The organism is Actinoplanes flavus, from assembly GCF_017592555.1.
GTDB lineage: Bacteria > Actinomycetota > Actinomycetes > Mycobacteriales > Micromonosporaceae > Actinoplanes > Actinoplanes flavus.
This window is the reverse complement of record NZ_JAGFNS010000011.1, coordinates 1-13403: the sequence shown is the minus strand read 5'-3', so window position 1 is coordinate 13403 and position 13403 is coordinate 1. Positions and strand designations below refer to the sequence as shown.

At 70.0% G+C, this 13403-nt stretch carries 13 protein-coding genes and 1 pseudogene; 11 read left to right on the top strand and 3 right to left on the bottom strand.

All coding sequences use genetic code 11. From position 1 onward, the window contains the following. Nucleotides 1–9: 9 nt before the first annotated feature. Nucleotides 10–465 carry a methylated-DNA--[protein]-cysteine S-methyltransferase gene (locus J5X75_RS17830; RefSeq protein ID WP_208468538.1) on the bottom strand — a complete coding sequence of 152 codons (456 nt, stop codon included), beginning with the start codon at nt 463–465 and terminating at the stop codon, nt 10–12. Between the two features lie 30 nt (nt 466–495). Continuing rightward, nucleotides 496–1233: a hypothetical protein gene (locus tag J5X75_RS17825; RefSeq protein ID WP_208468537.1), complete on the bottom strand. Its 738-nt coding sequence runs from the start codon at nt 1231–1233 to the stop codon at nt 496–498. A gap of 141 nt (nt 1234–1374) precedes the next feature. On the opposite strand from J5X75_RS17825, the gene J5X75_RS17820 reads away from it, so the two are divergent. After that, nucleotides 1375–1887: a SigE family RNA polymerase sigma factor gene (locus J5X75_RS17820; protein ID WP_208468536.1), complete on the top strand. Its 513-nt coding sequence runs from the start codon at nt 1375–1377 to the stop codon at nt 1885–1887. Beyond that, complete coding sequence (locus J5X75_RS17815) at nt 1884–2966, top strand: WD40 repeat domain-containing protein (protein ID WP_208468535.1); 1083 nt, start codon at nt 1884–1886, stop codon at nt 2964–2966. Before J5X75_RS17820 ends, J5X75_RS17815 begins: the two co-directional genes overlap by 4 nt. 9 nt (nt 2967–2975) lie before the next feature. Here J5X75_RS17815 and J5X75_RS17810 read toward each other — a convergent pair whose 3' ends face one another. Then, entirely contained in the window at nt 2976–4406 is a 1431-nt protein-coding gene (locus tag J5X75_RS17810; protein ID WP_208468534.1) for a CCA tRNA nucleotidyltransferase, read from the bottom strand. Between the two features lie 57 nt (nt 4407–4463). Between J5X75_RS17810 and J5X75_RS17805 the strand changes: the two genes are divergently transcribed. The 9 genes and pseudogenes from J5X75_RS17805 to J5X75_RS17765 all read left to right on the top strand — a co-directional run. Continuing rightward, on the top strand, nt 4464–5357 hold the full coding sequence (locus tag J5X75_RS17805) for a hypothetical protein (RefSeq protein WP_208468533.1): 894 nt from the start codon (nt 4464–4466) through the stop codon (nt 5355–5357). 49 nt (nt 5358–5406) lie between these two features. After that, a complete protein-coding gene (gene murJ / locus J5X75_RS17800) occupies nt 5407–7143 on the top strand; it encodes a murein biosynthesis integral membrane protein MurJ (RefSeq protein WP_307798135.1) in 1737 nt (578 codons plus the stop codon). A gap of 229 nt (nt 7144–7372) precedes the next feature. Continuing rightward, a complete protein-coding gene (locus J5X75_RS17795) occupies nt 7373–8929 on the top strand; it encodes a protein kinase family protein (protein WP_307798134.1) in 1557 nt (518 codons plus the stop codon). Between the two features lie 37 nt (nt 8930–8966). Then, entirely contained in the window at nt 8967–9626 is a 660-nt protein-coding gene (sigM, locus tag J5X75_RS17790; protein ID WP_307798133.1) for an RNA polymerase sigma factor SigM, read from the top strand. Next, nucleotides 9623–10465, top strand: a complete 843-nt coding sequence (locus J5X75_RS17785; RefSeq protein ID WP_208468530.1) for an RsmA family anti-sigma factor — start codon at nt 9623–9625, stop codon at nt 10463–10465. The genes sigM and J5X75_RS17785 overlap by 4 nt, the downstream gene beginning before the upstream one ends. A 127-nt stretch (nt 10466–10592) precedes the next feature. After that, entirely contained in the window at nt 10593–11552 is a 960-nt protein-coding gene (gene trxB / locus J5X75_RS17780; protein WP_208468529.1) for a thioredoxin-disulfide reductase, read from the top strand. Nucleotides 11553–11568: 16 nt separating this feature from the next. Beyond that, nucleotides 11569–11892 carry a thioredoxin gene (gene trxA / locus J5X75_RS17775; RefSeq protein WP_183226537.1) on the top strand — a complete coding sequence of 108 codons (324 nt, stop codon included), beginning with the start codon at nt 11569–11571 and terminating at the stop codon, nt 11890–11892. Nucleotides 11893–11978: 86 nt separating this feature from the next. Further along, complete coding sequence (locus J5X75_RS17770) at nt 11979–13130, top strand: N-acetylmuramoyl-L-alanine amidase (RefSeq protein WP_208468528.1); 1152 nt, start codon at nt 11979–11981, stop codon at nt 13128–13130. A 75-nt stretch (nt 13131–13205) separates the two neighbouring features. Further along, nucleotides 13206–13403: pseudogene (locus tag J5X75_RS17765) on the top strand (hypothetical protein); the annotation flags it as partial.

Here is a 13403-nt window from a genome sequence, read left to right as displayed (position 1 = left end):
GGTACGGCGTCAGCTCCAGGCCTTCTGCAGCGCGACCCGGGCCTCGATCTCGAGCAGGATCCGTTTGCGGTCGAGGCCGCCGCCGAAGCCGACCATCTTGCCGCCGGCTCCGACCACCCGGTGGCAGGGGACGATCACCGGGATCGGATTGTGGTTGCAGGCCGTGCCGACCGCGCGGGCCGCACCCGGATCACCCAGCGCCGTGGCGATCGCCCCGTAGGTGATCATCTCGCCGTAGGGGATCTTCGCGATCTCCCCCCAGACGGCCCGCTCGAACTCCGACCCACCGCGCAGCTCGAACGGCACGGTGAAGTCGGTCAGCGCGCCGGAGAAATAGTCCCGCAGCTGCTCGACCGCCGGATGCTCCGTGGACGGCCCCGGCCGGGCGGCGAAACGCACACCCACCACGGCCGGGCCGTCGACGGTCACCCCGAGCGGCCCGATCGGCGTCTCGATGACGAACATGCCCCCAGTCTGCCCCGGGGGTACGACAGGCTACTTGACCTTGACGCCGTCGACGGCCGTCGCGGCGTTGCGGGCGGCGCTACCGGAGTAGACGGCCTGCCACACACCGCTCTTGGTGGCGGTGAACTTCTTGCTGTAGACGCCCTTACCGTTGGTGGTGGCGGTGCCCTTGTAGGTGAAGGTGGTCGCGCCGGCCGGCTTGAAGTAGACCTTGACCTGGGCGCCGGCGAGCACCTTGCCGTTGACCTTGAGGGTGCCCTTGGCGGTCAGCTTCCTGCCCTTGACGACCGGCTCGGGCGCGGCGTTCAGGGTCAGCTTGGAGGGCCGCTTCAGGTAGATCTTCTTGCTCACGACGTTGGTGAGCTCGGGCTCGCTGCCCGCCTTCATCTGGGCGCCGTAGACGTCGACGGTGTAGCGGCCGGCCGCGTCCTTGCCGCACATCTTGAACGTGCCCTTGTAGGTGGCCGTCGAGCCGACCTGAGCGAACTGGCCACCGTTGACGGTCTTGCCGCTCGGGGCCTGGATGTCGGCGCCCACACCGGCGATCTCGTAGCCGGCGGTCGGGATCGGCGCGCTGGTGACGGCGGTGATGGTGAACTTCTGGCAGCCGGCGCCGGAGCCCAGCACGAAGACGCTCTTGCTGATCGAGACCGACTTGACGGTGATGTCGAGGGTGGCGGCCTGCGCGGGCGACGCGACGGCCACCAGACCCGCGGCGGGGACGACGGCCAGCAGGGCGGCGAAGACGCGGGAGCGTACGGAGGTCATGGTTTGTCCCTGGGGGTTGGAGGGGCCGTTCAGGGGGATGATCACTGCGGTTCAGGACGCTACCGTATCGACGCAACCTCGTTTTCACAGGACATGCAAAGAATCCGATGCTCCCGGCGTCTGTCCCGGTGGAGGTGACCGGTGAAGCAGTCACTGGAAGACGAGTTCACCGCGTTCGTCGCGGCGCGGGGGCAGGCGCTGCTCCGGATCGCGCACGCGATGACCGGTGATCAGCACGCCGCCCAGGACCTGGTCCAGGGCGCGCTGGCCAAGGCGTACGCCCGATGGCCGCGCATCCACGGCGACGCCGAGGCGTACGTACGAAAGATCATTTACAACGACCGGGTGTCCGCCTGGCGGCGTCCCGCACGCCGTAACGAGGTGACCGTCGCCGACGTGCCGGACCGGGCCGCCGATTCCCGCCACGACCAGGACGTCACCGATCAGGTCATGGTCCGCGAGGCGCTGCTGTCGCTGCCCGCCCGGCAGCGGGCCGTCCTGGTGATGCGCTACCTCGAGGACCGCTCGCTGGAGGAGACCGCCGAAGTGCTGGGCTGCCGCCCGGGCACGGTGGCCAGTCAGGCGTCGCGGGCGCTGAGCAGACTACGGGGCCTGGTCGGCGACCAGCCGCTGTCGATGGGAGGGGCCCGATGACGAGGCTGGAGGACATCGTGGGAGAGACCGTCCGGGATCTGGCCGGCAACGCGCCCGCGCCGCACGATCTGGTCGCGGTGGCCCGCGCCCGTGGCCGTCGCCTGCGCCGTCGTCGCCGGGTCACGATCGGCGCGGCCACGCTCGCGCTGGCCGTTGTCGCGGCCGTGCCGTTCGTGCTGATCCGGCCGGAACGCACGGCCCTTCCGGCGACGCCGACGCCCGCGCCCTCGGCGACGGTGTCCCAGCCGCCACGGACCGGTCACTGGTCGGAGCAGCCCTATCGGCTGCCGGGCGGCGCCATCGTCACGGCGCTCAGCCACAAGGATGTGGGCGGCGACAAGCCCTACGGGAAGACGCTGAAGGACGGCGACGTGGTGCTGGACCGGACCACCGGCCGGTATCGGGTGGTGCCCGGTCAGCACTTCACCGTCTATGGCGCTCCGGTCGGCCCGCACGCCGTCGTCTCGGACGACCACGAGAGCCTGACCTCGGTGGCGAGCGGAAAGAAGATCTTCACAGGTGGCTATCTGCTCGATCCGGAATGGTCCCCGGACGGCACACGCCTGCTGATCACGACCCGGGCCGGCGGCTATGCGATCTGGGACGCCACGACCGCCGAGCTGACCGAACATCCGGCCCATGCGGGCATGTCGTCCTGCTCGAGTACCTGCTTCTACACCTGGCTGCCGAACGGCCAGGAGATCGCGCTACCCCGCATGGACCAGCCGCGCGAGCTCGACAGCGACGTCGAAGACGTGGTCGTCTACTCCGCGGAGACCGGCATCGAGCTGCGAGTCCTTCCGATCACCGGGGTCCCGAACGGCTGGTCCCCGGACGGCCGGTACGCGCTCGTCCTGGACTCGCAGTACTGGGGCAACCCGGTGCGGGTGGTCGACGTTCGCACCGGAGCGACCGTCGCCACGGTGCGCGGCCGGGGACCGCGTTTCCTGCCGGACGGCCGGCTGCTCTCCGTCGACGACAACAAGGCGGCTCTCTACGACATCAGGGGCAACCGGCTCGAAAGCCGGAAGCTCCCCGCCGACTTCGCCGGCCGGAACCTGAGCATCGGCGTTCCGTAACCCGGAAGGTCAGGAGATGTGGCCCTGCTCCCGGGCCCACTTGAAGAGCTCCGCCTCGGCTTCGTCCCGGTCGAGCGGCCCCCGGTCGAGACGGAGCTCTTTCAGGAAGCGCCACGCCTGGCCGACGATCGGGCCCGGCGGCACCCCGAGCAGCTCCATGATCGCGTTGCCGTCCAGGTCGGGGCGGACCTTGGCGAGGTCCTCCTCGGCGGCGATCCGGTCGATCCGCTCCTCCAGGGCGTCGTAGTCCGCGGCCAGCTGGGCGGCCTTGCGCCGGTTGCGGGTGGTGACGTCGGAACGGGTCAGCTTGTGCAGCCGGGACAGCAGCGGGCCGGCGTCGGTCACGTACCGCCGGACGGCCGAATCGGTCCACTCGCCCCGCCCGTACCCGTAGAAACGAAGGTGGAGGGCGACCAGGCCGACCACCTCGCCGGTCACGTCCTTGGGGTATTTCAGGGCTTTCATCCGCTGTTTGGTGAGCCGCGCGCCGACCACCTCGTGGTGGTGGAAGCTGACCCGGCCGTCCCGCCCGACCGCCTTGGTGGCGGGCTTGCCGATGTCGTGCATGAGGGCGGCCATCCGGAGCACGAAGTCCGGGCCCTCGTCGCCCTCGAGCCGCATCGCGTTGCTCACCACGATCAGCGTGTGCTCGTAGACGTCCTTGTGCTGGGCGTGCTCGTCGATCTCCAGTTTCAGGCCGGAGATCTCGGGCAGGAAGCGGTCGGCCAGCCCGGTGTCGACGAGCAGCCGCAGGCCGGCGATCGGGTCGGCGCCGGACATCAGCTTGGTGAACTCGTCCCGGATCCGCTCCGCGGTGATGCGGTCGAGATCAGCGGACATGTCCGACATGGCGGTCACCACCGCCGGGTCCACGGTGAACCGCAGCTTCGCCGCGAACCGCGCCGCCCGCAGCATCCGCAGTGGATCGTCGCCGAAGGAGACCTGCGGCGCCGCCGGCGTCCGGATCACCTTCGCCGCGAGGTCCCGCAGCCCGCCGAACGGGTCGGTGAACTCGTGCCCCGGCACCGAGACGGCCATCGCGTTGATCGTGAAGTCACGCCGGGACAGGTCGTCCAGCAGCGACGTCCCGTAGGACACCACCGGATTGCGCGTCACCCCGTCATAGGCCTCGGCCCGGAACGTGGTGATCTCGATCCGCAGGCCGTTCTTCTGGATGCCGATCGTGCCGAACTCGCGCCCGGTCTCCCAGATCGCGTCGGCCCACCCGTTCACCAGGGTGAGGGTCTGCTCCGGATGGGCGTCGGTGCAGAAGTCGAGGTCGTCGCCGAGGCTGCCGAGCAGCGCGTCGCGGACCGAACCGCCGACCAGATGCAGCTCGTGACCTGCGGCGGCGAACCGCCGGCCGAGCTCGTCGGCGACGGGGGACACGCGGAGCAGCTCGGCTACCGCTTTCTGCTGGGCGGAATTCAGAACAGACATGGGGGTACCAGGGTATCCGTCGTGGCAGTGCGGAGTGTCGCCGGGCAGGATGACAGGATGCCCGTTTCCGAGGCGCTGCGACGCCTGGCCGAGACCCCCGCTTTCTGGACGGGTGAGCCGTTCGACACCGAGGGCCTGCCCGCCGAGGTGCACCTCTCGCTTCCGGTGGTGGGCGGCTATGCGCTGGTGCTCGACATCGAGCTGCCCTCCGGCGACCGCGCCCTCGGCCTGCGCCGGCCGTCGGCCAGCGAGCCGGTGCAACTGGGCTGGGCGGCCGCCTCGGGGCCGTACCCGGCGGCTCTGCGCTGGTGGGAGCTGGAACGCTTCGCCCGGGTGATCGCCCTGTCCGACCCGCTGCTGCCGCATCCCGGCCTGGTGGTGGCGTTGCTGTCGCCGTTCGCGCCGGCCGCCGCCGACGACGATCCGGCGGAGATCGCGGCGGTGCGCGAGGCCGCGTACCGGTCGCTGCACCGGGAGATCCCCTTCGACGAGCAGCTGGCGGCCCTGACGAGCGGTCCGGAGCAGGCCCCGCTGCCGCTGTTCACGAGCGAGCGCTGGTGGCCGGCGCGCCCGGTTCCGTCGCCGCAGCTTCTGGACGAGGCCGCGATCGCGTCCCTGAGCACCCCGGCTCAGGCGCGGCTCCAGGTCCGTGCCGGGCATCGCTTCCCGCACGAGGACCTTTCCGATCTGGTACGCCACGCGAGCGCTCTGCTGACCGAGATGCCGCATCAGGATGGGTACGCCGCGACGCGCTCGCTGGCCGGGCGGATCGTCGGCTCGGGTGACCTGGCGGCGGTGCCGGCCCTGCTGGCGGCGCTGACCGGGGCGGGCTGCGACCACCCGACCGTGCTCGATGCGCTCAGTGAGCCTCTCGTTCCGCTGGAGGCGTGCTGGATGGTGGAGACGCTGGCCGGGGCCGAGCCCGGCACCCTCCTCCGTCACCACGTGTGATGTCTGCCTTTATGGTGGCTCCATCATCGGTAGGGCTCGGGAGGCTCGGGTGAACGGCGGCCTGTACCGCAGCACGCATGCGACACCGGACGGACGACCGTCGGCGCAGGAGGGCGTCACCGTGGTCTCGGTGGACGCCCCGGCTTCGGAGCCGCAGCGGCAGTCCGCGCCCGCGGGTGGAAGCACCGCCGGTCAGAGCGCGATCATGGCGATCGGCAGCCTGGTGAGCCGGGTGATCGGGTTCGTCCGCAACGCGCTGATCGGCATGGTTCTCGGCCAGGCGGTCGGTAACGCCTACACCGGTGCCCAGTTCCTGCCCGGTCAGATCTACGAGCTGCTGCTCGGCGGCATCCTCTCCAGCGTGCTGATCCCGCTGCTGGTGCGGCGGCGCAAGGCCGAACCGGACGGCGGCCAGGAGTTCACCCAGCGGCTGCTGTCCTTCGCGGTGGTCATGCTCGGGATCGCAACCGTCCTGGTGGTGCTCGCGGCGCCACTGATCACAGCGATCCAGACGAGCGGCGACAACACCGACCAGGCCTTCCGTGAGCTGGTCACGAACTTCTCCTACCTGATCCTGCCGATCATCTTCTTCACCGGCCTGTCGGCGCTGATCGGCGCCGTACTGAACGTACGCGGTCATTTCGCGGCCCCGATGTGGGCACCGATCCTCAACAACATCGTGGTGATCGCGGTGTGTGGGGTGTTCCTGCTGGCCTTCGGGACGGACAAGGAACTGACCGCGGAGAACATCAGCACGGCCGAGCTGGTTCTGATCGGAGCCGGCACCCTGCTCGGCATGGTCGTGCAGGCGGTCGGCCTGCTGCCGGCCCTGCGCAAGGTCGGTTTCCGCTGGAAGTGGCGCTGGGCGCCGCGCGAGCTCGGGCTGCGCGAGATCGGCCACCTGGCCGGCTGGATGCTCTGCTACGTCGCCGCCAACCAGATCGCGGTCTTCGCGCTGGTCCGGGCCCTGAACAGCGCCGGCGGCGAGGACAACCCCGGCGCCCTGGCGTTCAACAACGTCTTCCTGCTGATGATGATGGCGCACGGGATCATCGGCGTCTCGGTGATCACCGCCCTGCTGCCGAAAATGAGCGCGGCCGCCGCCGAGGGCCGGCTCAACGAGGTCGTCGACGACCTGAGCCGCGGCATCAGGCTGGTGTCCGCGGCCCTGGCCCCGATCGTGGTGGCCTACGCCGTGCTGAGCGGGCCGATCGCCGTCTTCCTCTTTCAGGGCGGGCGCATCACCAACGCGGATGCGCTGGACATGGGCACGGTCCTGACCGTCGCGGCGTTCGCCGTGCTGCCGCTGTCGATCAGCTTCCTCTGCACCAACGTCTTCTACGCGCTGCAGGGCAACAAGACCGCCGCGCTGATCAACCTGCCGGTGGTCGCGGCCCGGATCACCGGGTATTTCGTGCTCGCGGCGATTCTCGACGCGTCCCTGACCGCGGCCGGGATGACCGCCGCCAACGGCATCTCCTACCTGCTGTCCGCCCTGATCTCGCTGGCCGTCCTGCGGCGCCGGATCGGTCGGCTGAACCTGGGCTCGGTGCTCGTAGCCCTGCTCAAGGTCGCGGTGGCCGCCGGTGTGGCGGCCGGGCTGGCGCTGCTCGTGGTGCAGCTGCTGCCCGGCTCGGGTGAGCCGGACGGCCGGGTCGAGGCGATCGTGCAGATCGCCGTCGGCGGTGCGGTCATCATGATCACCTACCTGGGCACGGCTCTGCTGCTGCGTGTTCACGAGGTGAGCCAGGTGGTCGGGATGGTCCGCCGGAAGATCGGTCGCTGATTCCGGAGATAAACGTCCTGAACAGGTGATTCGCGACTGATCAGACACTGAATCGGCCGATTCGTGTAGCCCGGCGCCGATGCCGCGCCGGGGGGACGACCTGCCAGACCATGGCCGAGTACGGGTATGGTCGGTGTCGGCATGTGCGCCGGAGCCTCGTGTCGTTCAGTGCCCGAGACTGCAGCACCCCGAGAAGCACACCGAGGAATGCACCACCGAGGGAGGACTGGTGACCCAGGTCGGCGAAGGCCACGAGACCGCGGCCGACGGAGCCGGGCCGGTCATGACCTTCGGTGCCCCCGCCGTCGGTGAGATCCTGGCCGAGCGCTACCAGCTGGAACAGCACGTCAACAACGACAGTGCGGGCCGGCAGGTCTGGCGGGGCATCGACGTCATCCTGCGCCGGGCGGTCGCGGTCGTTCTCCGGCATCCGGGCGGCGACTCCGCCACCGAGATGCTCCAGGCCGCCGTCGCGGCGAGCCGGGTGATCCACCCCAACCTGGTCGGCGTCTACGACGCGATCGACGAGCAGGAGCGGGCCTACGTGGTCCGGGAGTGGGTGGACGGCGAGTCGCTGCGCGATCTGATCGGCGCCGAGGGCCCGCTGGATCCGGCCCGGGCGATCGCCATCGCGCACTCGGTGGCCGACGCGCTCACCGCGGTGCATGCCACCGGCATGGTGCACGGCAACGTGCATCCCGGCAGCACCCTGATCGCCGACGACGGCCGGGTCGTGCTGGCCGACGCGCGGGCCGACGCGGCCGACAGCACCGAGTCGGACGTCCGTGCGGTCGGCGGCATCCTCTACTTCGCTCTCACCGGTCACTGGCCGCACACCGAGGTGGGCCGCTCCGGCCTGCCGGACGCGAATCGCGACAGCTCCGGCAATCCGGCGGCTCCGCGTCAGATCCGGGCCGGTGTCCCGGCGTACCTCGACGATCTGACCATGGACCTGCTGGACCGTCGCGTCGCCGCCCCGGCGTCCGACGCGCTCACCGCGGAGCTGGGCCGCCTGGACGCCGCCTCCGAGGAGGACGAGTTCGAGGACGTCGGTCCCCTGCGGTTCGTGCAGGGCGGCTCCTCGGGTTCCAGCGAGCCGGTCCGCAGCGCGCCGAAGATCCTGCTCGGGGTCGGCGCCCTGGTGGTCATCGCGATCATCGGCCTGATCTTCGGCATCAACGCGATCAACGACACCAGCTCCAACGCCGACAGCGGTCAGTCGACGACGGCCGACGGCGCCGCGGGGCAGGACGACACCCCCGACGCGACGCAGACCCAGGCGCCCGATCCGAAGCCGATCAAGCTGACCGCCGACATGGTGCGCATCGTCGACCCGCCGCCCGGTGACCGTGACGACGCCGACGAGGCCAAGCTGACCGTCGACGGCAACCAGGAGACGGCGTGGAAGCTGGCCTGGTATTCGCAGCCCAAGTTCGGTAACACCAAGAAGGGCATGGGTCTGCTGATCAACCTGGGCGAGGCGCGGTCGCTGTCCGAGGTGCAGGTCACCACCTCGGCGCCGGGTGTGGTGATGGACCTGCGGGTCGGCACCAGCGACTTCGGTGACAGCTCCAACGGCGACAAGAAGGTGCTCGAGCAGTTCAAGTCGCTCAGCGACGCCGAGGGCGGCCCGGCCAAGAGCACCGGCACCAAGCATGTGCTCTCCGTCGCCGACCCGACCCAGAAGTACCAGTACGTCATGGTCTTCCTGAGCGAGCTGCCGCGTAACGAGGAGACCCCGGGCTACCAGGTCAACGTCAACGAGATCGAGCTGTACGGATACTGAGACCTCACGGCGTGTCCCGCTGCACTAGATTGCTGACGTGACTTTCCGGGACGGATCCGACGCGACGCCGAGCGACGCCGAGCTGATCCGTGCCCACGTGGCCGGCGACCGGGAGGCGTTCGCCGAGCTGGTCCGCCGCCATCGGGACCGGCTCTGGGCGGTGGCCCTGCGGACCGTCGGCGACCGCGAGGAGGCCGCCGACGCGGTGCAGGACGCCCTGCTCAACGCGCATCGCAACGCGGCCCGGTTCCGCGGCGAGGCGGCCGTCACGACCTGGCTACACCGGATCGTGGTGAACGCCTGCCTCGACCGGATCCGCCGGCGGCAGGCACACCCGACCGTGCCGCTGCCGGAGGGCAACCGTGACGACGACCGCCCGTCCGCTCCGGAGCCGGCCGCACCCACGCCCGATCAGGACACGGTTCTCGTGGTGCGGGAGGCGCTGGCCGCCCTGCCGGCCGAGCAGCGGGCCGCGATCGTGCTGGTCGACGTCCAGGGGTACGGCGTGGCCGAGGCGGCCGCGATGCTCGGCGTGGCGGAGGGCACGGTGAAGAGCCGGTGCGCCCGCGGCCGGGCCAGGATGGCGGTGACCCTGGGGTACCTCCGGGGGAACCGGAACGACGGCGGAACCGTCCCATCCAGGTCGGAGGCGGCGAGACCGCTGCCGACCGGACCGGAACGGAGGGAACCACGGTGACGGGCGCCGAGTTCGACGGGGTCGACCTCGACCTTCTCGCCGACTATGTCGGTGGCGCCCTGGACGGCACCCCGGACCAGGAGCGCGTGGCCGGCCTGGTGTCCGCGGACCCGGCCTGGCGCAGGGCTTTCGAGATGCTGGAGCCCGGCATGATCGCGGTCGAGGCGGCGCTGCGGGAGTTCGAGCCCGAGCCGATGCCCGACGATCTGGCGGCGCGGCTGGACGCGATGTTCCGGGTTCCGGAGGAGACGTCGGGCGCTGCGGACGCCGTACCCGCCAAGGTCGTTGATTTTGAAGGGGTGCGGCGTGCGCGGGCACGACGGTGGGCCGCGCCGGTCGGAGTGGCGGCCGCCCTGCTCGCGTTCGCCGGATTCGGCGTGAGCCAGCTCTCCGGGACGAGCATGTCCGACGGCAGCGCGGAGAGCGCCGCGGGCGGAGCCGCCGACGCCCCGGCGATGGCCCGCATCCCGGCCGACAACGTCGTCTTCAGCGACACCGACTACACCAGCGGCACGCTGGCGGCGGCGAGCGCGAAACGGTCCCAGGTCGGCGTCCTGTCGGAGACCTCCGAGGCGACGGCCGCGCAGGACACCGGTGTCAGCCCGCTCGCCCGGCTGATCGACCCGTCCGGGCTGATCAGCTGCCTTGATGCGATCACCCGGAACAACGGCGGTGGCCAGATCTCGGTGGACCTGGTGGACTACGCCAGGTTCGACGGCGATCCGGCGATGATCGTCCGGTTCAGCGCGGCCAACGGCGTCTGGGTGTGGGCGGTCGGTCCGGAGTGTGGCGCACCCGGTGCTGGCGCGGACACGGTCGAGCAACTCCCGGTACGCTGACCGAACCCCCCTCGCGTGAGGTCCGACACGGGCCCGGCCGGGGAATGGCGAATGCCTAGCATGACGTTTTAGCGTGCAGTGTCGCCGACTGAAACGCGTGCGACGAAAACAGACTGAGGAGTCGGCAGTGGACGAGGTCCGCAATCTGATCATCATCGGTTCCGGACCGTCGGGCTACACCGCGGCGTTGTACGCGGCCCGAGCCAACCTGAACCCCCTGGTGATCGAGGGTGTGAACTCCGGCGGCGCCCTGATGACCACCACCGAGGTGGAGAACTTCCCGGGTCACCGGGACGGGATCATGGGCCCGGCGCTGATGGACAACATGCGCGCCCAGGCGGAGAAGTTCGGCGCCGAGTTCCTGACCGACGACGTCACCCGGGTCGAGCTGACCGACAAGCCGACCGAGGCCGGCACCGAGGGCCTCAAGACCGTCTGGGTCGGTGACCAGCAGTTCTTCGCCCGCGCCGTGATCCTGGCGACCGGCTCCGCGTGGCGGCCGATCGGCGTCCCCGGCGAGCAGGAGCTGCTCGGCCACGGCGTCTCCTCGTGTGCCACCTGTGACGGCTTCTTCTTCCGCGGCCACGACATCGTGGTGGTCGGCGGCGGCGACTCCGCCATGGAGGAGGCCACCTTCCTCACCCGGTTCGCCGAGACGGTGACCATCGTGCACCGCCGTGACACGTTCCGGGCCAGCAAGGTCATGCAGAAGCGTGCGCTGGACAACCCGAAGATCAAGATCGAGTGGAACTCGGTGGTCGAGGAGATCCTCGGCGAGGACGGCAAGGTCACCGGCGTGCGCCTGAAGAACGTGCAGTCCGGCGAGACCAAGGTCCTCGACGTCACCGGTGTCTTCGTGGCGATCGGCCACGACCCGCGCAGCGAGCTCTTCAAGGGCCAGATCGAGCTGGACGACGAGGGCTACGTGAAGGTGCAGTCGCCCAGCACCCGGACCAACGTCCCGGGCGTGTTCGCCGCCGGTGACCTGGTCGACCACACCTACCGGCAGGCCATCACCGCCTCCGGCACCGGCTGTGCCGCGGCGCTCGACGCCGAGCGCTTCATCGCTTCATTCGTAGAGCTGTAAGACCCGGGAGGTCCTCGTGGGAGCAACCAAGGTGGTCACCGACGCCACCTTCGCCGATGATGTGCTGCGTTCCGACAAGCCGGTGCTTGTGGACTTCTGGGCCGAGTGGTGCGTGCCCTGCAAGAAGGTCGACCCGCTGCTCGCCGAGATCGCTGCCGAGATGGGCGACAAGGTGGAGATCGTCAAGGTGAACATCGACGAGAATCCGCAGACCGCCATGGCGTACCAGGTCATGTCGGTGCCGACGCTGACCATCTTCAAGGACGGCGAGCGGATCAACTCGGTGGCCGGCGCCAAGCCCAAGAGCTTCCTGGTCAATTTCATCGAGTCGGCTCTCTGACGTTTCGAGCACAACGCCCCGCGCCCGTCCGGGCCGCGGGGCGTACTCTCCGGAGGGTCGTCCTTTCTCGTCCTAGGGAGTCGTGAGTGCGGTCCATCCGACGCGGAGACACCGGCCCAGCTGTTTCCGAGATTCGGTCGATCCTGGTCGGCCTGGAATTGCTCGACGAGGCTGAACCCGACGTCTTCGACGAGGCGCTGGAGACCGCGGTCCGCGCCTTCCAGCAGAACCGTGGCCTCGGCGTGGACGGCATGGTCGGCGACGAGACGTGGGGCGCCCTCGACGCGGCCCGCTGGCGGCTCGGCTCCCGCACCCTGTTCCACTCGGTGCCCGACGCGCTCGTCGGCGAGGACGTGCGGGCGCTCCAGGAGCGGCTGCTCGAAATGGGATACGACACCGGTCGCCCCGACGCCGTCTACGGCGCCCGGACAGCCCGCGCGGTAGCCCAGTTCCAGCGTGAGGTCGGCCTCGTCCCGGACGGCTCGTGCGGCCCGCAGACCATGAAGGCGCTGCGCCGGCTGGGCCGCAAGGTGGTCGGCGGCCGCCCGCAGTGGCTGCGCGAGGCCGAGGCGTTCCGGCAGTCCGGCCCCAACCTGGTCGGTAAGACCATCGTCATCGACCCGGGCCACGGCGGCGGTGACGACACCGGCGTCCTGGTGCCGGACGGACCGCTCCGGTGGAACGAGGCCGACCTGGTGTTCGACCTGGCCTCCCGCCTGGAGGGCCGGCTCTCCGCGGCCGGCATGCGCGTGCACCTGACCCGCGGTCCGTCGCCGGCCGCCCCGATGAGCGGCGCCGAACGGGCCGCCCTGGCCAACAGCCTCGGCGCCGACCTGCTGATCTCACTGCATCTGGACGGGCACCCGTCCGACGCGGCCGAAGGTGTGGCGACCTACCACTACGGCACCGGAAACGGGCTCAGCTCGACCGTCGGCGAGCGGCTCGCGGCCCTGGTGCAGCGGGAGATCGTGGTGCGCACCGGGATGCACGACTGCCGGACCCACGCGAAGACCTGGGACCTGCTGCGCCTCACCCGGATGCCGACGGTCCGGGTCGACCTCGGTTACCTGACCTCACCGAAGGACCGGGAACGGCTGATCGACCCGATGTTCCGGGAGCAGATCGTCGAGGCGCTGCTCGCCGCGGTCCAGCGGATGTACTTCCCGGTCGAACGGGACGTGCCGACCGGGTCGATCGACGTACGCCAGCTTCGTCTCGCCCTGGCCGACAAGAGCTAGGTGACTGGTGTTAAACGGCGCCTGTCACCCGTGCGATGAATATAGCTTTGTTTCGATTTTGGTTAGTTTGCTGGGATGACGTTGGGTAGGGCGTTGCAGGAGTCGGACTCCGCGGATCCGGTCAGGCGGTTCTGCGGGGCGGCTCTCCCCCCGAACTCGATCTATGTGTTCCTCGATCAGCACCGGGACAGACTGTTCCCCGATGATTTGTTCAGCGACCTGTTCGCGCTGGTAGGACGCCGGTCCGTGCCGCCGTCATTGGTCGCGACGGTG

Coding starts and splice junctions, on each gene's coding strand:
- J5X75_RS17825 (WP_208468537.1), bottom strand. CDS start 1,233: ATGACCTCCGTACGCTCCCGCGTCTTCGCCGCCCTGCTGGCCGTCGTC.
- J5X75_RS17815 (WP_208468535.1), top strand. CDS start 1,884: ATGACGAGGCTGGAGGACATCGTGGGAGAGACCGTCCGGGATCTGGCC.
- J5X75_RS17830 (WP_208468538.1), bottom strand. CDS start 465: ATGTTCGTCATCGAGACGCCGATCGGGCCGCTCGGGGTGACCGTCGAC.
- J5X75_RS17810 (WP_208468534.1), bottom strand. CDS start 4,406: ATGTCTGTTCTGAATTCCGCCCAGCAGAAAGCGGTAGCCGAGCTGCTC.
- J5X75_RS17805 (WP_208468533.1), top strand. CDS start 4,464: ATGCCCGTTTCCGAGGCGCTGCGACGCCTGGCCGAGACCCCCGCTTTC.